A 26,938-nucleotide genomic window follows, 5' to 3' on the forward strand; every position below is an offset into this window, starting at 1 on the left:
TGATTATATTTTATGGTGCCTGAATAGCATTGCGTCTTTCCAACCAGGCACCATAATCTCTCTTATACCGAATGCATTATTCAATTTATATCAGTCATTTGATGATGTTTTTGGTATTACCCTTTATTCACTTCCTTTTAGCTTATGAAAACAAATTTACACCGTGCCATTTTAATGGCCTTATGCCTTTTTACACCTATTATTGTAGAGGCCCAAACCAATTTTAAATCCTTAAACTACCTATATAGCGTGCCTGATGGGAAGATCGTATCAGGCCAACACAACGACCAAAAAAACTATCAGGGTAGCAGTACTGATGCCAGCTACTGGACTGAAGAAGTACATTCAATAACGGGTAAATATCCCGCATTATACGGATGCGACTTATTATTCCATGGCAATTCCAACTTGCGTTGGGATATTACCTACGAAGCTGAAAAACAGTGGAACAATGGGGCTATTGTTAATATGATGTGGCATGCATGTCCTCCAAACCAGTCAGAACCATGCCAATGGGATGGCGGCATAATAAGTTCACTGACCACTTCTGAATGGACCGATCTGTTAACAGATGGAGGAACACTAAATACCATTTGGAAACAACGAATCAATAGCATTGCACTTCCTCATCTTGAGTATTTAAAAGAGAAGGGCATTGAAGTTTTTTGGCGACCCTTTCATGAACAAAACCAAAGATTATTTTGGTGGAACTCAGGCGGAGCAGCCAATACAAATGCATTATGGCAATTAACTTACAACTACATGCAAAATACCCTTGGGCTTGATAATTTAATTTGGATATGGAATGTACAAGATATCCATACCAACTTTGCACAACACAACCCAGGGGCTGATTTCTTTGACGTGGCTACCATTGATATTTATGCCGATGGGTTTTCTAATACCAGTTATTACAACGCATTAGTCCAGGAAGCAAATGACAAACCAGTTGCCTTTGGAGAATGCTTTTACTTACCAAAAAAGAACGTGATCAGTACTCAAGCCAAAATGTCTTTTTTTATGACCTGGGCTTACGGTTTATATATTGATGTAAATGGCAATCCAACTAACTCAATTAACGATATAGAAACCGTTTACAACTACGATGAGGTAATTACCCTTGAAGATATGCCCGGTTGGGATTCTTATCAATCGCCTATCGAAGAACTCGTATTGGTAAACTTTGAAGATATTCCTTATCAACTAGATGCTTGGAATGGAACTGCATCCGTAATTACAAATCCAAGCCAACAGGGTATTAACACCTCACAAAATGTTGGAAAGTACATCACTCCATCAAATTTAGCGTGGAGCAATTGCGCCTCTCTAACTTTTAACGAATCTATTAATTATACTGATCTCGATCATATTCAAATGATGGTTTTAGCACCATCCGCAACTGAGATTCTATGCAAACTGGAAGATACTTCGGGTAATTACACCTCACTACAAACTCAGGTAACTCCTTCTATGAGTAGCGACTGGCAAATTATTGAACTCCACTTTTCTGAATTAACAGAACCAGAAGGTACGAATGCTCATTACAATAAACTGGCTTTATTTTTTAATGTGCACGACAATTCAGGGGGCGAAGAATGGGTATTTGACAACATCACTATGTTTAAGAAATCAACAAATGCAATTGCTCCAAGTAATATCAAATTAGTAACACAAAATAGCAATAGTTTTACCATTACATGGGATGAAGATACCAATGCAACAGGAGGCACAAACATATTTATCAATACCAAAGACGCCGAGGGTAACGACCAGTTTATAGAAACCATTGATGCTGGGATAGGTTCATATACTTATCAAGGAACTTATGGTGATATTAATATTGAATCTGGCACAGACTATATCGCAAAGATACAATCTCTACCGGATGCTACAGGAAATGCTTATGCTGAAATTGAAGTTAACACAACGCCAACAAATACCTCGTTTACAACAATTGAGGGTATCAATATTTATCCTAATCCATTTAAAAACCAGTTAAACATTAAAGTGTCCACACATAAAGTTGAGTCGGTACAAATATCTGATATTGGCGGAAAACTTATTATTAAGGAGATCAGCACCTCTAATAATGAATTCTATCAAATTGATTTAACCAATTTACCTGTGGGGATATATATTGCAACAATATCTTTAACTAATGGCGAAAAACTAACTCAGAAAGTAGTTAAGCAATAGTTAATTATTCATACAATAATCTTCGTTAGACTACATAAAAAAAAGGATGCAATAGCGACTCAAAGTCCTATAGCATCCCATTTAATTATTCTGTTTTACCAAAATTATTAGCTAGTCCAAATAGGCAATAGCTCTAATATTATAATCTGGAATTAAAAGATATATCTCAATCCTACTTGTAAACTCCAAAGTTGTCTGAAATCGTAGTTATTGGCAAACGATTCTGTTGGATAAACATCGTTACCATCAGTATCTTCAATCATTGGCATTGAAAAGGTTGGATTATTTTGTTGATCTAAACCTTCGTATCTTAAAACATTACCATTATTAGCCGAAGTATGGTTTTTATAGGTTCCCCACTCACTGTTCAATAAGTTACCAATATTCAGTACATCAATTGACAATTGTAAGGTGTGCGTTCTGTTAGCTACATTAAGATTAAAATCCTGAAGAATTCGTAAATCAAAATTATGTACCCAAGGTGCTTGAGCAGCATAAGCCTCGGCATATTCTCCTTTGTGCTTGCTTAAATACTTATCTTGCTCTACAAATTTAAAGAATGCATCTTCATCGGCCGACGAAACAAATTTAATTTCGCCTTTTTGACTTGGAATATAAATTAAGTCGTTGCTAAATCCATTACCATTCATATCATTAGCATAGGTATAACTAAAGCCCTCTGGAGAAAAACCAGAATAAAATAAACTAAAAGTAGTCGCTAATTTATTCCCCGCATATTGCAATCTGTATGAAGCCGAGGCAATCAATTTATCAGGAACCATATATTGCGAGCGCTGAAGTTCGGAAGCATGAGGACCGTTTACACTAACAATTCCGTTATAAGCAGAGAATGCACTACTGCCTGGCATACCTGAAACTTCTTTATTCATAGTATGCGTATAGGCCGCCATAAGGTTTAGGTTCTTTACAGGCATTGCATTTAAAGTAATATTACCGATAGCACCCCAACCCTCACTTGTATTTGAAAGTACAAAAGCATCTGTACCGGTATGGCTTATATCAGACGGATAAATATATCTATTATCTGAGCCTTGAAACCTTTCCCAAGAATCATCAATTTCTTCTAAATCCCAATTCTTAAGCATTACACCATTAATAGTTTTAGTATAGATACCTTCAACTGTAGCAGTAAAAGGAAATGAAGTTGGCAAAGTGTAATCCACTGCAAGTGATGATTTCCAAACCTGAGGCATTTTAAAGTCAGGGTCTATAGCTGATATATCGCCTGGTAAAGCACCATCCTCAGGAGTAATATCTTTTTTAATATATCCTGCGTTGGCAAGTTTATCGATCATATCATCAACATCAGTAATCATACCATTACCAAACACTTCAGAAAGTGCAGCCCAGTTACTACCCTCTTGATTAGGATAACGTGTATCACCATTATCATAAGTAGTATTTGCCTGAAAACTACCCTGAACCATTCCACTACTTGTAGGCATATTTGTGAAAAATACCAAAGGTAAACGACCTGTAAAGATACCAGTTCCACCACGTACTTTAAAAGTTTTATCACCTCTAACATCCCAAGTAAAACCAACACGTGGCGACCAAAGTACATTACCATCGGGCCACATACCAGTATCTATTTTACGACCACCAAAGTCTAAATCGTAAATGGCGTTATTACGAATCAAGTCATCTTTATACCATAAGTAATCAGCTCTAACACCAACAGTTAATTTTAAATTGTCATTAACGTTAAATTCATCCTGCACATATGCCCCAATTTGATTAAATGCCACTTCAGCAGCAGGATTTTTCTCGCCACCATAACCATAAGTCAAGGCAAAATCAACAGGAGTAGCATCATTTAAGAAATCATCTAAACTCTTGTAGCGGTAATAACCAGTACCATTTCGCATATAGGCATTGTTGGCCATCTGGTACTCATAACTAGCACCTGCCGTAAATTTATGCTTATCGGCATAATAAGTTACGTTATCGGTAATATTGAACACTTCATTATTTACACCATTATTCCATGTAAAGAGTTCGTATCCTGCTGAAATGTATGGCTCATCATTACCTGCATTATAAGCGTCTTCGTGCATGATATCAATAAAAGGAAATGGGCTAGAGTTAGATCCGCGCATATCCTCAACATCAGTATAAGTAACAATTAATTTATTGTGCAATTTATCGCTAAACTTACTATTTAACTCCGTTGATAATGAATTGATAATATTATCTATGGAATAGATTGAATTTGAGAAGGCCATACTGTACTGAGAAATACGATCCATATCTCTGTTACGCGTACCTGCGTTATTAGAATTACCATTGGTAGGGTTCCATCCTTGATTTTTTGTATAGTTGTAACGGAAGTTAAACTTATGGTTATCGTTAATATTCCAATCTATTCGGGCCAATAATTTAATATTGGATTCATCTCCAGGAAAATCAGTAAATGATCCTGTATTATATCCATACTTTGTCTTAAGATGATCGCTTACTTTTTGCATATCACCCACACTAGCACGTGAAGTTGTAGCTCCATCACTTATCCCATTCTCAGAGGCTCTCCAGTTTACCACTTGTCCTGGTTCTTTCACAGTTTCTGCACTCGCAAAAAAGAATAGTTTATCCTTAACTATTGGTCCGCCTAAGGTTGCTCCTATGATTGTACGCGAATAATCTGGGCGCTCGCCAAAATCGTAATCACCAAACTTATTCCCACGCATGCTCTCATCTGTATAATATGCATAAGCTGTTCCCTTAAAAGTATTTGTACCTGATTTTGTAATAGCGTTTATACCTCCTCCAATAAAATTAGTTTGACGCACATCATAAGGTGTTACAACCACCTGAATTTCTTCAATAGCATCAAGCGAAATTGGGTTACCTCCTCCAGGAAGAGAAGATGAGAGACCAAAGTTGTTATTGAAGTTTGCTCCATCTAAGGTAAAGTTCGTTGATCGTCCATCGCCACCAGCGATACTCATTCCTGTTGCATATGGAGACATACGAGCCATATCCGAAACGCTTCGGTTTATGGTTGGCATACTCTTCATTTGGCTACCTGAAATGCTTGTTGATGCACCTGTTTTCTCAGCATTAAAAGCCGATGCACTAGCTGTTACAACCACCTCTTCCATATCAACACCTTCATTTAAATCGGCATTAATTTGATAGGTTTCACCAAGCGACAAATTTACCTCAGTATGCACCTCTTTATTATATCCGATAAAAGAAAATTCAACTCGGTAAGGCCCACCGGAACGCATCCCCTGAATATCAAAAAGCCCAGCGGAGTTTGAAATTGTAGCATAACGAGTACCCGATGGCTCATGAATAGCCAGAACTGTAGCTCCGGTTAAAGGTTCAGCCCCTGAGTACACTCTACCCGAAAGTCCTGAGGTTGTAATTTGCGCAAATAAAGATCCCATGCAAAACAAGAGTACAAAGGATAATCCATGTCTAATTAAGTTTTTCATCATTAGTATATCAATTAGTAGTTTAAATTACAATGTGGTGCAAAAATACAACAGGAGTATCACTCCCTTATTTATCACAATATCAATAGAATATTAAACCTATGGATATTATGTTGAGTTTTACGAACAAGTTACATCAACATAATAATAATTTCAACTATTATTAGTAAGTGACTTATGGTGAAGTACTAGAATCTGATTTTAACACATACATCAATCGCTGAATCTACATCGCTTTCAGATCTATTATTGACATAATGTTAAAAAATCAAAAACGACTCTTATTGATAAATAGCTGCTATATAATTTGCAACAATGTTGCATTTAGACTATACTTGCAACATTGTTGCACTTAAATCAACATTGTATTTTATGGAGTCTAATGTCATTTTAAACAAACATAAGCTAAAAAGAACCAGTTGTCGAGAAGGGATTATTGATGTAATTATTAATGCGAATGAAGCATTATCTGATACAGAAATACGTGATCGATTAACAGAGAATTACGATAGAACAACATTTTACAGATCTTTTAAAACACTGGAGGAACATAAAATACTTCATAAAATTGTAGTTGATAATCAATTAACAAAATACGAACTCGATAATTCTGTTACCAGAAAAAAAGAGCATGCTCATTTTTTTTGTAATACCTGCGAGATTGTTCTCTGCCTTGATACAATTGAAATACCGCAACCTATATTACCCAAGGGCTGTACAGCCAACGAAATTGAACTAATAGTAAAAGGAAAGTGCAACCATTGTGCTCAAAAGAACTAACAAGTCACTATCATGAATAAAAAACCAATACCTGTTACTATAATTACAGGCTTTTTAGGGGCAGGAAAAACAACGCTACTAAACCAAATTCTGAAAACCTCAGAAAACACAAACTTTCTTATTATTGAAAACGAAGTTGGTAACATTAATATCGACAGTAGTTTAATAAAAAACAAAGAACAAAGTTCGGTTTATGAGCTAACAAGTGGATGTATTTGTTGCTCTTTAAACACGGAGTTGGGTACTTTGCTTAATAGCATTATAATATCTAAAACAAACTACGATTATATTTTAATTGAGGCTACTGGAGTAGCAGATCCTGCACAAATTGTAAACATGTTTACAGGAGTTCGTGCTCAAAAATACTTCAGTCTTGATAGTGTACTTTGCATGATTGATGCAAAATCGTTTTTAAACCGAGTTGGCGAGTTTCATGAAGTAAATCAACAAGTTGCCCAATCTGATCTTCTTATCATAAACAAGTGTGATTTAATACCTGAAGAGGGAGTAGATGAGATAGTACAAAAAGTATCTGAAATAAACCCTTTTGCAAAAATTGAAAAAACAACACATGGCAAAGTTGATGCAACTAAGATTCTTAATTGTGAAATGTTTAAGGTGAATAAACTTGAAGATTCAATTTCTGATTTTAGTAAACTTAGCTTGATAAAAAAAACACAGAACCATTCTCACACAGTACAAACCCTATCCTATAAAATTCCTGGATATTTTAACATGGAAAGGATATCCATGTGGTTTGATAATTTTATGTTTCTCAATCCTCTATCAATCCTCAGAGTAAAAGGCATTTTGTGTATTGAGGACATGAAACATAAACTAATTATTCAATCTGTTGGCAATGATTATCAGATAACACAAGGCAGTTTATGGAATAGCGATGAAGTAAAAGAAAGTACCCTTGTTTTTATAGGAACCAATTTAAATGAAACAGAAATAAAAGAAAACCTATACTCATTATTAAGCAATGCTGAGCTATGATTAATAGATCCATTAAAACAATCGTATCGGCTGATTCTATTGGCATAGCAAGTTCAACTCTATGTTTAATACATTGCATAACAACACCTTTTATATTTATTGCTCAAGCATGTACTTCGAGCTGCTGTGCCACTGCTCCAATATGGTGGAAGGTAGTTGATTTTATCTTTTTGGCTATATCGTTTATTGCGGTCTATTTTTCAGCAAAGAGCTCTTCAAAAAATTGGATTAGCATCTCTCTTTATTTGTTATTTGGCATGATAAGCTTACTAATAATTAATGAACACCTAATATTTTTTGATGTAGCTATATTTCCTTTGTATATAGCAGCTAGCTTACTGGCTGGCTTACATTTTTATAACCGAAAGTGCTCAAAGTGTTCTAATAATTGTTGTAGTATCAAAAAACAGAATACAAATTACACCTTAATAAATAAGAAAACCGCTAGTTAATAGTTTGTCCTTTTATCAATTACATTAAATGAATAAAACCAATACACCTGCCGTAAGCAGAATTGCATCAATAGATATATTAAGAGGCCTAGTAATGCTACTAATGCTATTAGACCACGTAAGAGAGCGATTCTTTTACCATGTGAAAATTCTCGACCCATTAGATATTGACGATACACATCCAACATTGTTTTTTACACGAATAACGGCCCATCTATGCGCTCCAATATTTGTTTTCTTAACAGGATTATCTGCATGGCTATACGCCAATCCTGCTCAAAAACCATCGCGCTCAGCTAGTGCCTTTTTATTTAAACGAGGGCTATTCTTGGTTTTACTAGAGATTACTATTATTAACTTCTCTTGGTTTGGAGACTATCAGGTATTGTACCTACAAGTTATTTGGGCAATAGGTATTAGTATGATATGCCTTGCTGCATTGTGCAAACTAGATAGAAAATGGATTGGTACATTAGGCGCCCTAATAGTTTTTGGACATAATCTATTGGTTCCTATTTCATTTTCTCCTGATGAAACTGGATATACTATATGGGCAATTTTACACGATAGAGGATTTTTAATTAACAATGAGATATTAACTATTAAAGCATCCTACCCTGTACTGCCTTGGATTGGCGTAATTCTATTGGGTTATTTTGCAGGACCTTTATTTGGTAAAACTATAACATCAAATACCAGAAAAATTAGCCTAGTATATATTGGCTTAAGCTGCTTATTCATGCTTTTTGTATTCAGGTATTTTAATATGTATGGAGAAACGCTTCCTTTTGAATTTCAAGAAACGTTTGTTAAAACTCTTATGTCATTTATAAATTATACCAAATATCCACCTTCACTCGACTTCTTATTATTAACCATTGGAATTGGCTGTTTACTTTTAGCGTGGTTTGAAAACATGAATAATAAGTTTACCACAGCCTTAAAAACATATGGCTCAGCACCAATGTTCTTTTACATATTTCATTTATATGTACTCTTAACATTGTATAAAATACTTACTGCAATATATGGCACCCAGCAAGGTGAATATTTTGGGTTTAACCATATTTGGCAAATATGGGCACTTACAATTACACTATCCATTGCTTTATATTTCCCTACTAAATACTTCTCTAACTACAAACGCCAAAGTAGCAACAAGTGGATAAAGTACTTTTAAATATATTAACAATGCGTGCCATGCATGTATAACGTACAGCGAAATATAACACCAATATATTATTAGTTGACAAGCAAGCGCTAAAGCATTATTTTATTAAGATGAAACTTGCACCAAATATTATAGTATTAGTCTTTCTAAGTTTTCTTGCCTTAACAACTTGTAAAAAGAGTAAATCAAATACTCCTCTACCTCCCTTTTACAATGAAGGCTTGTCAACAGGGATTAATTATGGCATTGCTGCGGGCTATAATAACGATGTAGACATTGAAAGTAATGAGTACGTGCTTAGCGCAGATGATTTCGAAAATGGCGAAGTAAATATTTACACAGAAGAGGATAGGTACAAAAACAATGTTGATATAACTGCTAGTGCTGCATTAGAAAGCAAATATGGAGCATTGCACACCTGGCAAGAAGGAGAAAATGGACCAACATGCAGATACCCCATTCCTGATGCCGCCCACAAAGAAGTGAGACAAGGATATTTTATTCGGATGTATTTAAAGTACGATAAAAGCTTTCACCCTGGAGATGGAATGGAAGGGGTTGGTGTAAAAGGATTTGGCATATACAATGAACAGGGGGCATCAGGACTAAATGAACCATGCGATGGTACCAATTGGTATGCAGCCTCTTGTCAATTTGTAGGCTGGGGCCCTTCTCAAAAGCCTGAAGCGAATGATGGATATTTATGGTTCGGACATCTTTATAGCTACCATCCAGAAGCTGATAAATCAGTTGCTGAGTTGGGTAAAATTACAGTGAGCAATCCTGAAGCAGGTGATAAACCTTATCGCTTTTCAATTTATGGTGATCCATATCTTTATATTAAATTCGATCAATGGTACTGTTACTAAATTGGTTTATACCTAAATACTCCTGGTAAAAGTAATGGTGAAGTCCGTTTCTGGATTAATGGAATTTTACAATCTAGAGCTAGCAATATGCGTTTTAGAAACATCGAGGATTTAAAACCCCAATATGTACAACTAAACTTACATCGAACAACTGCTAATTTCCCTCAGGCTATGAAGCGTTATGCCGATAATATTGTAATAGCCACTCGCTATATAGGTCCTATTGCTAAAGAATAAGCACTAAATATTATATTGCCCCCGCAGTTAAAACAGCCACTAGTTTCTCATCCTCCACTCTGCCATCGGGATGATAAAAATGAATAAATACGATATATATACCAAGCTGTGATTTATAATGATTAGCATCTGTTCCATCCCAAGTTACAAATCCATTAGGAGCCATTAAATCACCATCAATAAGTTTATCAACCAAACGGCCCATATCATCATAAACACGAATCGAAGCCATCCAGCCATTATCTTTAACATTGTAATTTATCTGTAAAACATCATTATGCCCATCGCTATTCGGACTAAACTCCTGCTCTGTTAGCCAAAAGTTTTTATCACTATCTGAAATTGCCTCTGTCAGTATCTGAGAGTTCACTTGCGTGGGGGTACCATAACCACTTTCTCCTGAGGCCGAGTGCCAATTATTCACATCATTGGTATGTGCTGCATAGCTAATCCGCTCCAAAGATACACCCTCATTATCACTCAATAATGCAAAATGCATATCCTCTGTATAACTAAAAGCATCAATCACTTCTCCCCTATAGTTACACAATACAATATAACCTCCATCATCAGGTAAACCTGGCATGGATGTTTCTATCAACAATTCCGCATCTACGTTTTTATACTGCGATTTAATTGTTGATGAATCATTACAAATTACCAAATGATCACCTGGGAAGAAAAGTTTGCCATTATCTGTAAAGGAATACAATTTGTCAGGGACACCATCTGAATTTAAGCGGGCTATTTTTAACGAATCTAGATTAAATACCTTATTACTCTTATTAAACACCTCAACAAAATCAGAGCCCTCAGTATATGGATTAAATAAAATCTCATTAAAAATAATATCTAAACTATCGGGCATTACAGGAACTGCCAATCTTAACTTATAGAGATCTAACAGTTTATTCATTGCCAAGTCAGTGGGCTGGTTTTCAAATTTAAGGGAGTGGATCTCGTTCAGGATTAGTTGTTGCTCTATATGGATATCTAATCTATCCATAAATACAGAATCAAAGCTTACGGAATAAGACTCAATATTTGCGACTTTAAGTTCTGAGATCGCTTCTGGTTTCATTGCCTCCGAAAAAGTGATGCTAAAAAGCGAATCAGTATGCCAAGCTATATTTTTAACTGATGGATAAATATGATCTGGGTTACTATCAAACACAGAGTTTTGCGTTGCTGGAGTTCCTCCATTCAAGGCCATTGAATACTGCCAATTATCGCCATAATTCTGGTAATTATTTACATCAACTCTCTCAATGGACCAACCGCCATCATTTTTAAAAGTATCCTCTTTTTTCGCAAAAGGGTATCTTATGGCATCCACTACTAAACCTTCCCTATGTTTAAGAACAATTTCACCACTGGTATTATTAAGACTAGGCATACCACTAATTCCTATAATATTATCTGATGTTACATAAGCACCTTCATTATCAACTAATATTAAATGCTGCTGAGGAAGTATATTTACATCAGGCAGAACCTTTTCCTTAGCATTGACATCTAAGAACCAGTCTTTTAGGCTTATTGCTTTATCAGTATTATTAAAAAGTTCAATATATTCTTCCTCTGGCAGTCCCATACTTGGGCTTGGGTCAATCATTATCTCATTAAACACAACATCATATCGCTTGGGCTGATAATAGTTAAACTGAATAGTTGATGGTAGTATTACATCCCCATTGGTACTATATATCTTGTTAATTGAGAAATCATAATTAAAATCTGATGTGAATTGATTCGCACTTTTCAAAAGCAGACTTGTATCTGAATTGAATTCAGCTGTAAACTGCAAGTCATTAGAAGTAATTTGCGGGATAGAATCAAGCTCGCAGCTTTGTGAAAAATATATAAGTAGTGCTTTAGCGTTTAATACCTCGGTACCAGATACCGCAATTCTGTTATATGAATAGGACAAATATTCCTCATCCATAGTATTACCAAACAAATCTTGTATCCCTTTTATCGCGATACTTCCATCTTTAGTGTCAGGCAGATAATCATTCAATTGAAGGGTCAGAATGTTAGAATCAATTGTATAAGATTCTACTTGAATTTGATGTGGCAATATAAATAAATCAGATAACTCCCTCGGCAAAATGATGCTTTCGTTAAAAATGATCTGAATCGTAGTTCCATTTAATAAGGTATGAGATTTTACATACGGCTTTTCATCATCTACAAAAGCATCCCCTTCTACTTCGATACCCTCAAACAACATTTTAGCACTGCGGGTGGAGGTATATTTACAGTACAAACCAAAATAAGAACTACCCTTAATCTCATCATCAAATACCTGTAAAGCATCTATTACTATGCCATTAACATTGCCACTTAAACTCCAATTACCAATAGCATCGCGCTCAACAGATATTGATATATCGTTAATATTTTCTGCAATTATTTTATCCTGTCCATCAACAATTTTAGTATTCTTGCCATTCACTAATTTCCAAAGCGAAATTTCATCGGCAGTGTTACCAATCATTACATAGTACGCTTCAGTATTCTCAGATATATATTGAGTACTGCTTATCAAATAAACTTTCATATAATTTGATGCTGATGGATTAAAAGCCATACTAACATCAAATTGCCATTTTGCATTATTAATGGCTTCACTCGGTCTAAATATATAAGCATCTGAAGTAACTGCAGGGGCATTTAACTGGAGCTTTCCGGCTGTATATATCTTGAACTTTTCAAGGTCGCCACTCCAGTTTGATTGTGATGATAAATTAGGGTAGTTCCATGCTTCTGAAAATTGGGCGTTAAGTATATACGGAAAGAATAAAAGCGTGAAAAAAAGAAGCTTCATAGGTTTAGGTTTAAGGTAAAATAGTTATTTTTGCATGATAAATATCATCATCATCACCAACATAAAATGAGTTTATTCCCATTTTATAATCACAACAAAAATTAATTAATAATTTAAAATAGTTGATATTGATTAATAATCAAAAGATTATACTTAATAATTCAACTAAAAAAAGATGTAGTCAGAAAATGAAAGTAGCAGTAGTTGGTGCGAGTGGCGCAGTAGGACAAGAATTTTTGAAGGTGTTGGAAGAGCGTAATTTTCCGTTAGACGAACTGGTTCTTTTTGGATCAGCACGAAGTGCAGGAAACGTTTATACATTTAAGGGCAAACAAATTACTGTGAAAGAATTACAGCACAATGATGATTTTAAAGACATTGATATTGCTTTAACTTCAGCAGGAGGTGGTATTTCAAAGGATTATGCAGATACCATTACAAAGCACGGAGCAGTTATGATTGATAACTCAAGTGCATTTAGAATGGACGCTGATGTGCCATTGGTTGTACCTGAAGTAAATGCTGAAGATTGCAAGGATCGTCCGCGTAATATTATTGCAAATCCCAATTGTACGACTATCCAAATGGTGGTTGCTCTAAAAGCATTAGAGAATTTATCTCATATCAAACGAGTTCATATTTCATCATACCAATCGGCTAGTGGTGCAGGTGCATCAGGGATGGAAGAATTATTGCAGCAAGTAAAAGATTTTGCAGCTGGAAATGATTTAACCGTTGACAAATTTGCCCACCAGTTGCTATTCAATGTAATTCCTCATGTGGATGTATTTACCGATAATGGATATACAAAAGAGGAAATGAAAATGTATAATGAAACGAAGAAAATTATGCATTCGGATATTGAAGTAAGTGCTACAACAGTTCGTGTACCAGTAATGCGTGCACATTCTGAAGCTATTTGGGCCGAAACAGAATCGCCTGTTACCCCTGAAGCTTTTAAAGCTGAATGTGAGAAAACAGAAGGTATCACTGTTATGGATAAACCAGAGGAAAACGAATATCCATTACCGCTTCATTTAGCAGGAAGTGATGATGTTTTTGTGGGTCGTATCCGTAAAGATATCTCAAACCCAAATGGTATTGCATTTTGGTGTGTAGCAGATCAAATTAAAAAAGGGGCTGCATTAAATGCTGTTCAAATTGCGGAATATATGATTAAAGAAGGTTTGGTAAAATAAACCTATCTCAGAATAATAAAATAAGAAAGGCTCACATAATTGTGAGCCTTTCTTATTTTATACCCTTTATGAAATAACTGAAATATTACTTAACTGTATAGCCTTTAGCTTCCATACTTGCTGAAAATGCCTTTTTAAAATCATCTAAAATTTTAGCTTTCTGAGCAGCTACTTCCTGCTCATTATGCTGCTTTTCAACATGATCGCCATACTTTCTAGCTCTTCTACCAGCTAAACCTCCTGCAACTGCTCCTATAGCGGCTCCTTTACCTGCATCGCCTGCAATTGCACCAATAGCAGCTCCTGCTGCGGCTCCTTTTGCGCCACCTACTACTGCAGACCCATCCAATGAAGTATCCACTTCTTTAGCTTGTATTTGAGGCGGATTAATTGGGTCATAGCCAGTTTGCTCCATAACCCACTTATAACTCGACATTTCATCGGCATCTTGCATTTCTTGTGTTTGCCCTTCACCAGGAAAAACAAATAATCCTAATCCCTTTGCAATAGAAGTAGTAGTGGCAACTGGTGCTGGCTGTGCGGCTGGTTGACCTGGTGTACTTGCAGCAACTGGCGCAGCTGACGTATCTTGTTGAGCACTTAGTTCTGTTATCGCAAATAACACAAGAGTTAAAGCAATAAATATGGTTCTAATATTGTATTTCATTATATGTTATCATTTAAGTTTTCGATTATAGTTTTAACTCACAAACAAATAGTTTGCTCACTAATTAAAAAGATACGAGTAGCTCATTCAGCCTACATTACTGCAATTTCTTTATTGGAAGCGGCTCCATAATTTTTTCTACTGCCGTCTGAATCTTTTCAGTTGCATTTTTTCCAACAGAATTGTTATTCACTTCTCTTTCTCCATAAGAGTACCATATCATATCGCCAAGTTCGGCGTCAATCATTTCCACTACTATAAAACCATGCGTTGTGGTTTCTACTGATGCAGATTTTGACCCCATTGCATTCATACCTCTATATGCACCTCTACCATAACCACTGCCAGTCATTGATCCACTTACATACACATCTTTTTCTAACTCAACTTTTGTAAAATAATGCAATTCTACATCCGGATTCTCAGATACGAGTTTAAGGCCTCGACCCTCTAATTCTTTGATAATAGCTTTCTCAATACGATCTTTATTTAGATCATTGGTTTGTTGGCTACTTTTTTCATCATTGTATGCCAAGGAAAACGATTTAACTTTGTTAAAATCATAAGTATCGTTAACATCTGATACAACTTTTGTGCTAGTACATGAGGTAAGCATTACGATCATGACCTGCAAACTGAATAATAAAATTTTAGTATTCATATTTCCTCGTTTTAATTTACATTACAAATATATGGGGTTTCACCTCCTTGAGGTTTATGGAGATTGTTCATATATTTATGAAATCATGTCATTATATAATTTCACTGAATAAATATGAACTTCCATTTTAATGAGGAGAATAGCTTAAGTCATTTTTTAGACAAAATGTGCGATAGTACAGATGAGTTCGCACATAACATTAAATCCATATATGGCACTGGCCAAATACTAACCTATCATTTGCATGATGATTTACACCTATATGTTTTTGATTTCGTTCTAAATCAACCCTTACTTATTCAATGGGGATTTAATGATACAGAGCCTACTGAATATTTCCTTTTTCATAATATATCTGAACGCATTGCAAACCAAACTAATTCTGATGATAACACTTTAGAACATGGCGCTGTAATATTTACAAGAAATAATTACCGACGGAAACTCTGGTTACCCAATATTCAATGCAATCTATTATTTGTACATTTCAGCAAATCATGGTTCGAAAAGATTAACAAGGCGATATCGTTTCCTACCCAAATATTAGAGAACCTTAAGTATACCAACAATCTATATCTGAATATATCCACAACTTCAACTTCTAGTTTGGTAACTACTCTAATTCGAAATCATTTAGATAGTAAGGATGAAATATTACTGCCTTACCTGGAAATTAAAAGCATCGAGCTAATTTATCTCCTGTTTACTGACGTGCTTAGAAATATTAATACCCAAAAAGTAAAATCATCAATTCATCCGAATGATTTAGCCAAGCTAAATAACTTTATGGGAAATATTTATGGCAATATAGGTAACATTCCTAATATCGAGGAAGCGTCTAAAATACTCGGAATGAGTATGAGTAAGTTCCAACGCATTTTTAAGACTATAATGGGAGATTCCTATTATAACAATATTCTGAGAATTAAAATGGATGCAGGAATGGAGTTTTTACTTAAAGGAAGTCCCGTATCGGAGGTGGCCTTTAAATTGGGATATTCTTCCATAGGAAACTTTACCAACGTATTTAAAAAGACCTTTAATATATTACCTAGTGAGGTGTTGAAAAGTGATGCTTACTAAAACTCAAAAAATATCTCACCCCTATAACTTAAGGGATGAGACAAATATTTTAGTCTTCTATTAAATCCAATGGATTTATATTAGGATACAAGAAGTCGTTAAATGGAAACCGAGCCGTGTGTATTTTACGTACCTCATTGTAGGCAATTTCTTTAAAGGCATCCAAGTTATCCTTATTCTTTGCAGAAATAAATACAGTATCAACACCTTTGGCCATCCAAGTTTTCTTTAAATCATCTAATGATAAATTGTCTTGCGTAACTGGTGTTAAATCGTCTTCCTCCTTTTTTGTATAAGAGTAGGCATCAATTTTATTGAATACCATAATCATCTTCTTCTCCGTTTTATCTAACTCACGAAGGGTCTGATTTACAATTTCAATTTGATTTTCAAATCCAGAATGCGATACATCAACCACATGAATTAAGATATCGGCTTCACGAACTTCATCCAATGTCGATTTAAAGGAATCAACCAAATGGTGGGGTAACTTACGTATAAAACCAACTGTATCAGCTACTAAAAATGGTAAATTACCAATCACCACTTTCCTAACAGTAGTATCTAGTGTGGCAAATAACTTATTTTCGGCCAGTACATCAGACTTACTCAGCGTATTCATTAAAGTACTTTTACCCACATTGGTATACCCTACCAGAGCAACCCTAACTAGTTTTCCTCTATTTTTACGTTGTGTTGATTTTTGCTTATCAATTTTTACAAGGTCTTGCTTCAGCTTGGCTAATTTATCACGAATAATACGTCTATCTGTTTCAATCTCCTTTTCACCAGGGCCACGCATTCCAATACCTCCACGTTGGCGCTCTAGGTGAGTCCACATACGCGTTAATCGAGGCAATAAATATTGATATTGTGCCAACTCAACTTGCGTTTTTGCGGCTGCTGTTTTTGCATTCTTCGCGAATATGTCGAGAATAAGATTTGTTCTATCTAATATTCTCACCTTAAGTTCACGTTCTAAGTTACGGAGTTGCGATGGTGTTAATTCATCATCAAAAATTACCGATGCTACCTCGTGCACTTTTACTCCTTCAAGTATTTCATCCAACTTACCACTTCCCACAAAATATTTATTATCGGGCATGGTTAAGTTTTGAGTATATCTTTTCACAGGAATTCCACCTGCGGTTTCAGCTAAAAATGCCAACTCATCCAAATACTCTTCTAACTGAGTACTTGTTATATCAGGGGTTTTGATCCCTACTAAAATTACTTTTTCTCTTTCCTGAGATGTAGATATGTGTTTTCCCATTTAATCTCTTTAAATCAGAGCAAAGATAGTGTTTTTAAAATACTAAAAATCTATTGTTTATACCTTTCGGTTTACTTTAATATAAATGCATAAAAAAAGAGGTCATCCTAGGATGACCTCTTTTAAATATTATGAATCTTATTACTATTGTAACACGAAGTTAATAGGCACAGTATAAGATACTTTTACAGCTTTACCACGTTGCTTACCTGGTTTCCATTTCGGCATTGACTGAACTACGCGAATAGCTTCTTTGTCAAGGTTTGGATCAACACCACGGGCAACTTTTACTTGCTCAACTGCTCCTTTAGTACTTACAACAAATTGTACATAAACACGACCTTGAATACCGTTTTCTTGTGCAATTACTGGGTACTTAACCGATTGAGCAATATATTTTCTTAATTCTAAGTCTCCACCTGGGAATTCAGGCATCTCTTCCACGATAAAGAATACTGGAGCATCTTCTGTCTCCTCTTCTTCTAAGTCCATGTCAAACTCAATCTCCATGTCCTCATCCACCTCAGAATCTTCAATATCAAGCTCTTCATCAAGCTCAACATCATCATCCACAATGTTTAATACATCAGTAACTTTTGGTGGTGGTGGTGGTGGTGGTGGTTTAACTTCTTCCTGTCTAGTGATAGGAACAATCTCTTCCTCAGCCTCTACATCTTCCATCATTGCAAATTGACTCGCATCTACATCTGTAGTAGACCACTCAAACGCAATAAGAATAAGGGCTAAAACGACTACCAAACCGACCTGCATGAAAACTGATTTCTTGTTTTCAAGATCCGCTTTTGGCGACTTTTTTACTTCCATAATTAATTTTGTTTTTTGATGCCTATAAATAAGCTATAACAGCTCATTTAGTAAATTTTATTTTACCCTAAAAAAATTTCAGGTCATAAAAATAGAACTTTCTATTTAAAAAAGTACAATAGACACCTAATTTTTTCCAAATCAAGGATTCAGAATTTAATAATACACTATTTTACGACTCAAACATCAGGTAAACAAGGCTATATTGAATTCCTTAAAAAATGTTAAGCTATCTTAATGAGAAGTTTATTGGAACAGTATAAGACACATTTACTTTTTTATCTCGCTGTTCTCCTGGTTCCCACCTTGGCATTGATTGAACTACCCTAAGCGCCTCAGTATCTAAAGAGGGGTGAATTCCTCTTAATAGGGTAACATCTTTAACTTCTCCGGTTTTACTTACTACAAAAGAAACGTATACTTTTCCTTGTATCTGATTATCAATAGCTGTACTCGGATATTGAACGGCATCACCTAAATACTGTCGTAATGCACTGTTACCACCCGGGAAACTTGGCATTTTCTCTACTATAATAAAAATACTATCATCGCGAGTTTCTTCAATTATTGGTATGTCAAACACAATATCCTCGTTAGACTCTGTAGTAAATTCTAAATTATCATCCTCAATAATGGTATTATCATCAACTAAGTTTATGATATCAATAATTGTTTTGGGAGGTGGTGGTGGCGGAGTTGCATCCTTAGGATACGTAATTGGGATGATAACATCTGCTATTTCATCACCATTCACTTCAAATTCATCTGGAACATTCACACTATACGACGACCATTCAAAGGCCACCAATACTAATGCTAATACAAGAACAAATCCTATTTGAAGAAACATTGATTTACGTTTTTCCAAATCTGCGTGGGGTGCTTTTTTTACTTCCATAACTAAATTTTTTAGGTCTTTTAAGAAAGACGATTAATAAAATTTAATTGCCATTGAAGTACAATTGCATTAGGGATAGACGTTTCTATGGTATTAATACAATCTGGTCTCTAGAGATATTAATTAATAGCAACACAATAAATATAGTTAACAAAAAGTTAAGTTTCACTTAAAAAAAGTTAAGTAAAATATACAAATGCAAAACACTCCTTTTAAGCAACAGAGTGCTTTTTTATAAAACTCAGTAATACAATTCCATAAAGCAATTGTACTTTTGGCATATATTTTTAGAATAAGCTCAATGAAAGAATTCAATAAGAGATTCACTAAGTTTTATAAGAAATGCCATAAATGGCCGGGCTTAATCATCTCGTTCCTGTTACTGTATTATAGCATTACGGGTATATTCATGAATCATCGAGATGTATTCTCATCAATAGATGTGAATAGAAATTTGCTACCTAAAAGTTTTAATTACACCAACTGGAACAATGCAGCATTAAAAGGCAACCTAATTATAAATGCCGATAGTATTTTAGTGTACGGCAATATAGGCGTATGGCTTACCGATTCAAGCTTTATTAATTATCGCAATTTTAACTCAGGTTTTCCTAAAGGGATAGATAACAAAAAGATTTTTGATATACATTACACCAGTACCAATCAACTATATGCCGCTACCTTGTTTGGACTATATACATACAATTGGCAAAAGCAAGCATGGCACAAACTGAATACTGAAGACCGCAACGCGCGATTTGTTGCCATTGAAAGCATAGGCGATACCCTATTTGCATTAACCCGATCTCATCTCTATAAGGGAGCAGATAAAGGCATCTACACAGAACTAAACAAACAACAATTACATGAACCTCCGAACTACAAAAACGAAGTAAGTCTATTTAAAACTACGTGGCAAATTCACTCTGGCGAAATATTCGGGCTACCTGGCAAACTGTTTGTAGGTTTATTGGGCCTCATCACATTAGTTTTATCACTTACGGGCATTGTATACTTTATATTTCCCAGCTGGATTAAGAAAAGGAAGCGTAATGAAAAATCAGTGACTGCACTGGTTAAAACCAATCGGTGGTCGTTAATGTGGCACAATTACCTAGGCAGGTGGACCTATATTGCATTATTGATACTGTTTATTACCGGCATGTTTTTACGTCCGCCATTATTAATAAGTATTGTAAATAGCAAAACAAAACCCATTAGGTATTCCCACCTCGATCAGCCCAACCCTTGGCACGATAAGCTTAGAGACTTTTGTTACGATAGGCAAGAAGGTATATTTATACTATCAACATCCGAAGGCACCCATTATATGTTTGCCAACGAGTGGCTACCTCGTCCTTTTGAAGTGCAGCCACCTGTTAGCGTTATGGGCATCAATACACTTGAACCGTTTGGAAATGGCGCATATTTAGTCGCATCGTTCAGTGGTTTATATTTATGGCATCCCTCCCATCCTGATATTTATAACTATGCAAAATCTGAACTATATAAAGGTAAGAGTTCGTGTCGTCCTGTGGGCGATCATAAAATAACAGGAGTAATTACCAATACTGATGGCTCGCAGTACATGATCGACTACGATAGAGGCGCCCTACCCTTGCATCATAACAAGGCCTTTCCTCCAATGCCCAATAACATTATAAAGGCCTCACCAATATCGCTATGGAACCTATCGCTTGAGATACACACCGGCAGGATATTCCAAGATGTATTGGGTATGTTTTATATTTTAATTGTACCACTATCGGGTATAATCAGTGCTTTGGTGGTATTGAGTGGTTATCTTTTGTGGCGAAAACGATTTAGAAAAAAGAACAACAATACACGTAAATAATTATTTAAAAGTCATTCTTTTTTAAGACTAAGCTTTCTAAATTTGCTGCAAATTAAAATTAATAACATCAGATATGTACGGAGATTTTAAAGATTACCTATCAACCGAAATCGAAAATATCAAAGAATCAGGTTTGTATAAAAACGAACGCATCATCACCACTGCACAAGGCGCTGCAATTAAAGTAAGCACTGGCGAAGAGGTTCTTAACTTTTGTGCCAATAACTACCTAGGTTTATCCTCGCATCCTCGCATTGTAAGCGCAGCCCAAAAAGCTATGGATACACACGGATACGGTATGTCGTCGGTTCGTTTTATTTGTGGTACTCAAGATATCCACAAACAGCTTGAAGCTAAAATTGCCGATTTCTTTGGTATGGAAGACACCATTCTTTATGCTGCTGCATTCGATGCTAACGGTGGAGTATTTGAACCTTTATTTACTGCCGAAGATGCCATTATTTCTGATGAATTAAACCACGCTTCAATTATCGATGGCGTTCGTTTATGTAAGGCTGCGCGTTACAGATACAAGCACGCCAACATGGACGATTTGGAGCAACAATTAATAAAAGCACAAGATCAGCGTTACCGTATTATTGTTACCGATGGCGTATTCTCAATGGACGGCGATATTGCCAAGTTAGATGTTATCTGCGATTTGGCCGATAAGTACAACTGTTTGGTAATGGTTGACGATAGTCATGGTTCTGGTTTTATTGGTAAAACTGGTCGCGGAACACACGAGTACCACAATGTTATGGATCGTGTTGATATCATCACCAGCACATTAGGCAAGGCACTTGGTGGCGCTTTAGGCGGATTCACAACCGGTAAAAAAGAAATTATCGATATGCTTCGTCAGCGTTCTCGCCCTTATTTATTCTCAAACTCATTGGCCCCTGCCATTGTAGGTGCAGCCAACGAAGTATTTACCATGTTAAGCGAATCAACCGAGCTTCGCGATCAAGTTATTAACAATGCATCGTACTTTAAAAACAAAATTGTTGAAGCAGGTTTCGATATTAAGCCAACCAACTCGGCCATTGTTGCCCTAATGCTTTACGATGCAAAACTATCGCAAGAGTTTGCTGCTAAGTTATTAGACGAAGGCATCTATGTAATCGGCTTCTTTTACCCTGTGGTACCTAAAGATCAAGCCCGCATCCGAATTCAAATTTCGGCAGCACACACGCAAGCACACCTCGATAAAGCCATTGCCGCTTTCATTAAAATAGGTAAAGAGCTAAAAGTAATTGAATAGGCAGGTAGTTTTTATTTAGTGGTCAGAAGCCGCTTCTTACTAACTACAAAACAGCTATAAAATATATTTCACATATGAAACCAAAAGCTATCTCACTCCGAGGTAGCTTTTTTTTGTTTTTGGGGCTTCCCCCTCCAACAATAACTATTCAAATAATACCACTATAAAATCGGGGTCGGGTTTTCCGCTATATCTTTACTCGCCATAAGGGGCTCGCAAAGGATGCCGCTTCACCCCGTAAGCCACGTGCTCTGTTGCTTCTTCTGAACACATCTACTTAGATAGGCAAACTCTATAAATATAAAAACTCCCAAGCACAACAAGAGTCCTGCAACACATTTATGACATAAAAAATACAGCTATTTTAGCATAAACAATATTAAGGCACAAAGTATGGTATCACATAAACACATCCTTCTTATTATTTGCTGCTATTGGGCATTAATGCAGCAAGCGGTATCGCAAAAACAGATCGATTTTGAACTCGGAGTTACCCGAATGAACCTCGATTTTAAAAAGAAAGCTGATGATCGTAAGCAGATTCTCCGTTTAATTAAAGAGTCCGGAGCTAAGTATGTGAGACTTAGTGGACCTAAAAATAGCCAAGCCATTCCACAGGTTATTGATGATATAAAATATGCCAATTGTCTCGGATTGCAAGTATATATAGCTTTGTATAAAGCCAAAGAGCTATTCCCCCCTAACGAGCGGAAAGTTCCATTTTTAAACACCAAGGCGAGTTATCGTTTCTCGAGCATTGATTTAGAGAGCTATACCCTATTTCTAAAAAATATTTTAGCCGAAGTAAAAGCACAGGATGCTAAATTATTAGGCATAGAAGTTTTTAACGAACCTAATTTCGGCTTTAATGGCGATATTATAATTAATAAAAACAAGCAACCTGGTATTATTATCAATGAGCACACCCAATCAGAGGATGTAGTGTTTATGCAAGGCTTAAATAAAATTGAAGAAGGTTTTAATAAATACGGACAGTTATTAAAAATTACTAAGGAGCAAATTAACGCAACTTTTAAAGGACAAGAAGCTCCAAAGGTTATTACTGCTTCTTTATCATTAGATAATCAATTAAGCAACTGGGAATTTGGCACACGAAAACGTGTAAATGTGGTTGATCCAGGATACTTCTTACGCTTTCTCGCAGGTAAAACCAACAAAAATGAGACCGACTACTTACAATATGCCGACAAAATAGGCACACACTATTATCCTAAACTTGTAAACGATCAATCTGAAGCCAATGAAATACCCCATCGCATCCTCTCTAAGATAACTGAGAACACAAACAAACCTATATTGATTAGTGAATTTGGTATAAGCCGAAAACGTGTAAACAACGAAAACGATCGCTATCAACATTTCAAGATAGCAATTGATGCATTGCAAAATAGCGCATTATTAAAAAACGAAGTAGTTTACATATTTTCATTTGATATTAACGATACACATAAAATTTTTGATGAAGGCAGCCTATTACCTTGTGCCGATATTTATAATTACTATAATTAGAGCTTCCCCTGCTCTACACATTTATCAAAATAATAGCACACTAGCTTTGTGTAATATTAATTAACTTAAATTATTCTCGAACACTCTCCTTCCAGGCATGTAAAAAACTACTCGGAGACAGAAATAAACGACTCTTTACTCAGCGCAACGCATCTTTAGCGATAATAATTTAGTCGCAGGTGAAAATTCTTTGTCCGAATAACATAATTATCAATCGTGGCATTTGCGCAATGCTTCTTTTATTAAAATATTCTATTCGGGCAGGTAAAAAAAGCGTTCGGAGACCAAAACAATCGACTCTTTACCCAGCGCAACGCATCTTTAGTGATAATAATTTACTCGTAGCATTTGTGTATTGCTTCTGATGAATTGTTGGCTTTATCGAAAGTATTGCACACAGTAAAGGTTGGAATTATGGGTCTGAGATATTTACCTACACTCATCATGGCGAGGAGTGCGGCCATCTTAAGGCACCTTGCTTTGCTGCTTACCTTGAGATTGCTTTGTACCGCGCGATGAGGCAAAATTGTAAAGCATTACTACTTCGGATTATTGAAACGAAGGAAAAGAATTCGCACACGAGCCAAAGGTATGGTTCCGTCGGCCTGGATTGAAGCGGCAGCCGCATTGCTTTGGGGCTTTGTGCAGCTTGGCTGGCGGATGCGACCGCAGGAAGCACACGCACGGCTTAGCTAAACATAGCCCAAAAGTAATGTGCTATAGCGGAAAGCCAGATTGAGCCGCCTAAGTATAAAAAAAGGGACTACAAATAAATGCAGTCCCTCATATAATGGATTGAATATATTACTCAAACATGTTTTTCATGCGACTAAAGAAACCTTTCTCTTGCGAGCTTGGTTTTGGCGCAAAACTATCAGACTCGCCCATTTTTTCCATGGCCTTTTTCTCGTCTTTGCTTAGTGCCTTTGGTATCCAAACATTGATTTGTACCAATAAGTCACCGCGGCCGTATCCATTCACTTCTGGTAAACCTTTTCCGCGTAGGCGTAAAACTTTACCTGGTTGTGTTCCGGCTTCTATTTTCACTTTTACTTTACCCTCTAAGGTAGGAATCTCAACTGGAGCTCCTAAAGTAGCTTCGGGAATGCTAACAAAGGCATTGTATAGTAAATCTCTTCCGTCGCGAACTAAATCTTCGTGCTCTTCTTCGTGAATTAACACCAACATATCACCATTAACACCGCCTCTGCGGGCTGCATTACCACGACCTGAAACAGAAAGTTGCATACCTTCTTCAACTCCTGCTGGAATGTTGATGGTAATTACTTCGTCTTCCTTCTCAATACCTTCTCCATGACAATGTTTACACTTGTTGGTGATTATTTTTCCTTCACCGTTACAAGTAGGACATTGCGATGCGGTTTGCATTTGACCCAAAATGGTGTTTGAAATACGGGTTACCTGGCCTGATCCGTTACAAGTGGTACAAGTGCTATGCGAAGCACCGCCCTCTGCACCCGAACCGCTACAGTGCGAACAAGAAACGTATTTTTTAACCTTGATTTTTTTCTCAACGCCGTTTAAAATCTCGTTTAGCGTAAGGCTTACTTTAACTCTAAGGTTTGACCCTTTGTTAACGCGCTGACGGCTTCCGCCACCACCAAAGCCACCAAAACCGCCGAAGCCACCGCCTCCGCCGCCAAAGATATCGCCAAAGTGAGAGAAGATATCGTCCATAGACATACCTCCGCCACCAAAGCCACCACCTGCTGCGCCACCAACACCTGCGTGTCCGTATTGATCGTAACGTGCTTTTTTGTTATCGTCGCTAAGTACCTCGTAAGCCTCAGCTGCTTCTTTAAATTTTTCCTCAGCCGAAGAATCTCCTGGATTTTTATCCGGGTGAAACTGCATGGCTTTTTTACGGTAAGCTTTTTTAATTTCTGCAGCCGTTGCTCCTTTGGATACTTCTAGTACCTCGTAATAATCTCTTTTTGACATAACAAATTATAATTATTCGCCTACAACAACTTTGGCAAAACGCATTACCTTATCATTCAGCATATATCCTTTTTCAACACAATCAATTACTTTTCCTTTTAAGTCCTCTGTTGGAGCAGGAATGTTTGTAATAGCCTCGTGTAAATCTGTATCAAACTCTTTTTCTTTGGCTTCAATTTCAGTAACGCCGTTTTGCTTTAAATACTCTTGAAGTTTATTATAGATTAATCCTATACCTTCTTTTACTGCTTCTAAATCACTAGCTTCAGTTAAGTGAGCTAAGGCTCTATCAAAATCATCAACAACAGGTAACATTCCTTTTAAAAGTCCTTCACCAGCACTTTTTTGAAGTTCCATGCGCTCCTTTAAAGTTCTTTTGCGATAGTTATCGTACTCAGCTGATAAACGAAGGTATTTATCGTTAATTTCGCTAACCTTTAAACCTAGTTCTTCAATCTTTTTTTCTTCTTCAGAACGTTCATCCACTTCCTGCTCTTCTGCAGCAGTTTCGTTTGTAGCTTCCTCGGTAGATTGTGTTTCTTCAGTACCTACAACCTTTTCTTCAACAACCTCTTCCTTTTCGCCTTTTTTTGAACTCTTCTTAGTCATTATATTATTGTTTTTTAATTTCTTAAGCAATCAGCATAGCTGATAACAATTATTTTGCCAATGTTATATTATTGGTCATTCTGACATATAATTGAATAATTATAGATTAAAGTGACA

At 36.1% G+C, this 26,938-nt stretch carries 21 protein-coding genes; 12 read left to right on the plus strand and 9 right to left on the minus strand.

The window, feature by feature from the left end:
- Positions 1-144 precede the first annotated feature (144 nt).
- Positions 145-2,196 carry a glycosyl hydrolase gene (locus QMO11_RS15545; protein ID WP_282038142.1) on the plus strand — a complete coding sequence of 684 codons (2,052 nt, stop codon included), beginning with the start codon at positions 145-147 and terminating at the stop codon, positions 2,194-2,196.
- Positions 2,197-2,348: 152 nt separating this feature from the next.
- On the opposite strand, the gene QMO11_RS15550 is transcribed toward QMO11_RS15545, so the two are convergent.
- The gene (locus QMO11_RS15550) at positions 2,349-5,660 is read right to left on the minus strand and encodes a TonB-dependent receptor (protein ID WP_282038144.1); all 3,312 of its coding nucleotides are present in this window, start codon (positions 5,658-5,660) and stop codon (positions 2,349-2,351) included.
- 312 nt (positions 5,661-5,972) lie between these two features.
- On the opposite strand from QMO11_RS15550, the gene QMO11_RS15555 reads away from it, so the two are divergent.
- The 6 genes from QMO11_RS15555 to QMO11_RS15575 all read left to right on the plus strand — a co-directional run bounded on the left by QMO11_RS15555 (position 5,973) and on the right by QMO11_RS15575 (position 10,165).
- Positions 5,973-6,437: a Fur family transcriptional regulator gene (locus QMO11_RS15555; protein ID WP_282038145.1), complete on the plus strand. Its 465-nt coding sequence runs from the start codon at positions 5,973-5,975 to the stop codon at positions 6,435-6,437.
- Positions 6,438-6,449: 12 nt separating this feature from the next.
- Positions 6,450-7,436 (plus strand): CobW family GTP-binding protein, encoded by a 987-nt coding sequence (locus QMO11_RS15560; RefSeq protein WP_282038146.1) that lies wholly within the window; start codon positions 6,450-6,452, stop codon positions 7,434-7,436.
- The gene (locus QMO11_RS21990; protein WP_425595548.1) at positions 7,433-7,888 is read left to right on the plus strand and encodes a MerC domain-containing protein; all 456 of its coding nucleotides are present in this window, start codon (positions 7,433-7,435) and stop codon (positions 7,886-7,888) included. Before QMO11_RS15560 ends, QMO11_RS21990 begins: the two co-directional genes overlap by 4 nt.
- A 28-nt stretch (positions 7,889-7,916) precedes the next feature.
- The gene (locus tag QMO11_RS15565) at positions 7,917-9,068 is read left to right on the plus strand and encodes an acetyltransferase domain-containing protein (RefSeq protein WP_282038148.1); all 1,152 of its coding nucleotides are present in this window, start codon (positions 7,917-7,919) and stop codon (positions 9,066-9,068) included.
- A 101-nt stretch (positions 9,069-9,169) separates the two neighbouring features.
- Positions 9,170-9,928, plus strand: a complete 759-nt coding sequence (locus tag QMO11_RS15570) for a hypothetical protein (protein WP_282038150.1) — start codon at positions 9,170-9,172, stop codon at positions 9,926-9,928.
- Between the two features lie 87 nt (positions 9,929-10,015).
- On the plus strand, positions 10,016-10,165 hold the full coding sequence (locus QMO11_RS15575) for a hypothetical protein (RefSeq protein WP_282038152.1): 150 nt from the start codon (positions 10,016-10,018) through the stop codon (positions 10,163-10,165).
- 10 nt (positions 10,166-10,175) lie between these two features.
- On the opposite strand, the gene QMO11_RS15580 is transcribed toward QMO11_RS15575, so the two are convergent.
- On the minus strand, positions 10,176-12,995 hold the full coding sequence (locus QMO11_RS15580) for a lamin tail domain-containing protein (RefSeq protein ID WP_282038153.1): 2,820 nt from the start codon (positions 12,993-12,995) through the stop codon (positions 10,176-10,178).
- A 188-nt stretch (positions 12,996-13,183) separates the two neighbouring features.
- Between QMO11_RS15580 and QMO11_RS15585 the strand changes: the two genes are divergently transcribed.
- Complete coding sequence (locus tag QMO11_RS15585; RefSeq protein WP_282038155.1) at positions 13,184-14,194, plus strand: aspartate-semialdehyde dehydrogenase; 1,011 nt, start codon at positions 13,184-13,186, stop codon at positions 14,192-14,194.
- 85 nt (positions 14,195-14,279) lie between these two features.
- On the opposite strand, the gene QMO11_RS15590 is transcribed toward QMO11_RS15585, so the two are convergent.
- Positions 14,280-14,861, minus strand: coding sequence for a glycine zipper domain-containing protein (locus QMO11_RS15590; RefSeq protein ID WP_282038157.1), 582 nt, complete (start codon positions 14,859-14,861; stop codon positions 14,280-14,282).
- Between the two features lie 97 nt (positions 14,862-14,958).
- On the minus strand, positions 14,959-15,522 hold the full coding sequence (locus QMO11_RS15595) for a DUF4136 domain-containing protein (protein ID WP_282038159.1): 564 nt from the start codon (positions 15,520-15,522) through the stop codon (positions 14,959-14,961).
- Between the two features lie 114 nt (positions 15,523-15,636).
- On the opposite strand from QMO11_RS15595, the gene QMO11_RS15600 reads away from it, so the two are divergent.
- On the plus strand, positions 15,637-16,605 hold the full coding sequence (locus tag QMO11_RS15600; protein ID WP_282038161.1) for a helix-turn-helix transcriptional regulator: 969 nt from the start codon (positions 15,637-15,639) through the stop codon (positions 16,603-16,605).
- Between the two features lie 49 nt (positions 16,606-16,654).
- Here QMO11_RS15600 and hflX read toward each other — a convergent pair whose 3' ends face one another.
- The 3 genes from hflX to QMO11_RS15615 form a co-directional block, all read right to left on the minus strand.
- Positions 16,655-17,878, minus strand: a complete 1,224-nt coding sequence (hflX, locus tag QMO11_RS15605; RefSeq protein WP_068472122.1) for a GTPase HflX — start codon at positions 17,876-17,878, stop codon at positions 16,655-16,657.
- A 144-nt stretch (positions 17,879-18,022) separates the two neighbouring features.
- Positions 18,023-18,649: an energy transducer TonB gene (locus tag QMO11_RS15610; RefSeq protein WP_282038163.1), complete on the minus strand. Its 627-nt coding sequence runs from the start codon at positions 18,647-18,649 to the stop codon at positions 18,023-18,025.
- A 283-nt stretch (positions 18,650-18,932) separates the two neighbouring features.
- Positions 18,933-19,601, minus strand: a complete 669-nt coding sequence (locus tag QMO11_RS15615) for an energy transducer TonB (RefSeq protein ID WP_282038164.1) — start codon at positions 19,599-19,601, stop codon at positions 18,933-18,935.
- 301 nt (positions 19,602-19,902) lie between these two features.
- Between QMO11_RS15615 and QMO11_RS15620 the strand changes: the two genes are divergently transcribed.
- The 3 genes from QMO11_RS15620 to QMO11_RS15630 all read left to right on the plus strand — a co-directional run bounded on the left by QMO11_RS15620 (position 19,903) and on the right by QMO11_RS15630 (position 24,250).
- Positions 19,903-21,456, plus strand: a complete 1,554-nt coding sequence (locus tag QMO11_RS15620) for a PepSY-associated TM helix domain-containing protein (protein WP_282038167.1) — start codon at positions 19,903-19,905, stop codon at positions 21,454-21,456.
- 73 nt (positions 21,457-21,529) lie between these two features.
- The gene (kbl, locus tag QMO11_RS15625; RefSeq protein WP_282038169.1) at positions 21,530-22,720 is read left to right on the plus strand and encodes a glycine C-acetyltransferase; all 1,191 of its coding nucleotides are present in this window, start codon (positions 21,530-21,532) and stop codon (positions 22,718-22,720) included.
- A gap of 393 nt (positions 22,721-23,113) precedes the next feature.
- On the plus strand, positions 23,114-24,250 hold the full coding sequence (locus QMO11_RS15630; RefSeq protein ID WP_282038170.1) for a hypothetical protein: 1,137 nt from the start codon (positions 23,114-23,116) through the stop codon (positions 24,248-24,250).
- 804 nt (positions 24,251-25,054) lie between these two features.
- Here QMO11_RS15630 and dnaJ read toward each other — a convergent pair.
- The gene (dnaJ, locus tag QMO11_RS15635) at positions 25,055-26,212 is read right to left on the minus strand and encodes a molecular chaperone DnaJ (RefSeq protein WP_068472110.1); all 1,158 of its coding nucleotides are present in this window, start codon (positions 26,210-26,212) and stop codon (positions 25,055-25,057) included.
- Positions 26,213-26,224: 12 nt separating this feature from the next.
- On the minus strand, positions 26,225-26,821 hold the full coding sequence (locus QMO11_RS15640) for a nucleotide exchange factor GrpE (protein WP_068472108.1): 597 nt from the start codon (positions 26,819-26,821) through the stop codon (positions 26,225-26,227).
- Positions 26,822-26,938: the final 117 nt, after the last annotated feature.

The sequence above is a fragment of the Saccharicrinis aurantiacus genome, from assembly GCF_947489045.1.
Taxonomy (GTDB): Bacteria; Bacteroidota; Bacteroidia; order Bacteroidales; family Marinilabiliaceae; genus Saccharicrinis; species Saccharicrinis aurantiacus.

Coding starts and splice junctions, on each gene's coding strand:
- QMO11_RS15545 (WP_282038142.1), top strand. CDS start 145: ATGAAAACAAATTTACACCGTGCCATTTTAATGGCCTTATGCCTTTTT.
- QMO11_RS15550 (WP_282038144.1), bottom strand. CDS start 5,660: ATGATGAAAAACTTAATTAGACATGGATTATCCTTTGTACTCTTGTTT.
- QMO11_RS15555 (WP_282038145.1), top strand. CDS start 5,973: ATGTTGCATTTAGACTATACTTGCAACATTGTTGCACTTAAATCAACA.
- QMO11_RS15560 (WP_282038146.1), top strand. CDS start 6,450: ATGAATAAAAAACCAATACCTGTTACTATAATTACAGGCTTTTTAGGG.
- QMO11_RS21990 (WP_425595548.1), top strand. CDS start 7,433: ATGATTAATAGATCCATTAAAACAATCGTATCGGCTGATTCTATTGGC.
- QMO11_RS15565 (WP_282038148.1), top strand. CDS start 7,917: ATGAATAAAACCAATACACCTGCCGTAAGCAGAATTGCATCAATAGAT.
- QMO11_RS15570 (WP_282038150.1), top strand. CDS start 9,170: ATGAAACTTGCACCAAATATTATAGTATTAGTCTTTCTAAGTTTTCTT.
- QMO11_RS15575 (WP_282038152.1), top strand. CDS start 10,016: ATGCGTTTTAGAAACATCGAGGATTTAAAACCCCAATATGTACAACTA.
- QMO11_RS15580 (WP_282038153.1), bottom strand. CDS start 12,995: ATGAAGCTTCTTTTTTTCACGCTTTTATTCTTTCCGTATATACTTAAC.
- QMO11_RS15585 (WP_282038155.1), top strand. CDS start 13,184: ATGAAAGTAGCAGTAGTTGGTGCGAGTGGCGCAGTAGGACAAGAATTT.
- QMO11_RS15590 (WP_282038157.1), bottom strand. CDS start 14,861: ATGAAATACAATATTAGAACCATATTTATTGCTTTAACTCTTGTGTTA.
- QMO11_RS15595 (WP_282038159.1), bottom strand. CDS start 15,522: ATGAATACTAAAATTTTATTATTCAGTTTGCAGGTCATGATCGTAATG.
- QMO11_RS15600 (WP_282038161.1), top strand. CDS start 15,637: ATGAACTTCCATTTTAATGAGGAGAATAGCTTAAGTCATTTTTTAGAC.
- hflX (WP_068472122.1), bottom strand. CDS start 17,878: ATGGGAAAACACATATCTACATCTCAGGAAAGAGAAAAAGTAATTTTA.
- QMO11_RS15610 (WP_282038163.1), bottom strand. CDS start 18,649: ATGCAGGTCGGTTTGGTAGTCGTTTTAGCCCTTATTCTTATTGCGTTT.
- QMO11_RS15615 (WP_282038164.1), bottom strand. CDS start 19,601: ATGGAAGTAAAAAAAGCACCCCACGCAGATTTGGAAAAACGTAAATCA.
- QMO11_RS15620 (WP_282038167.1), top strand. CDS start 19,903: ATGAAAGAATTCAATAAGAGATTCACTAAGTTTTATAAGAAATGCCAT.
- kbl (WP_282038169.1), top strand. CDS start 21,530: ATGTACGGAGATTTTAAAGATTACCTATCAACCGAAATCGAAAATATC.
- QMO11_RS15630 (WP_282038170.1), top strand. CDS start 23,114: ATGGTATCACATAAACACATCCTTCTTATTATTTGCTGCTATTGGGCA.
- dnaJ (WP_068472110.1), bottom strand. CDS start 26,212: ATGTCAAAAAGAGATTATTACGAGGTACTAGAAGTATCCAAAGGAGCA.
- QMO11_RS15640 (WP_068472108.1), bottom strand. CDS start 26,821: ATGACTAAGAAGAGTTCAAAAAAAGGCGAAAAGGAAGAGGTTGTTGAA.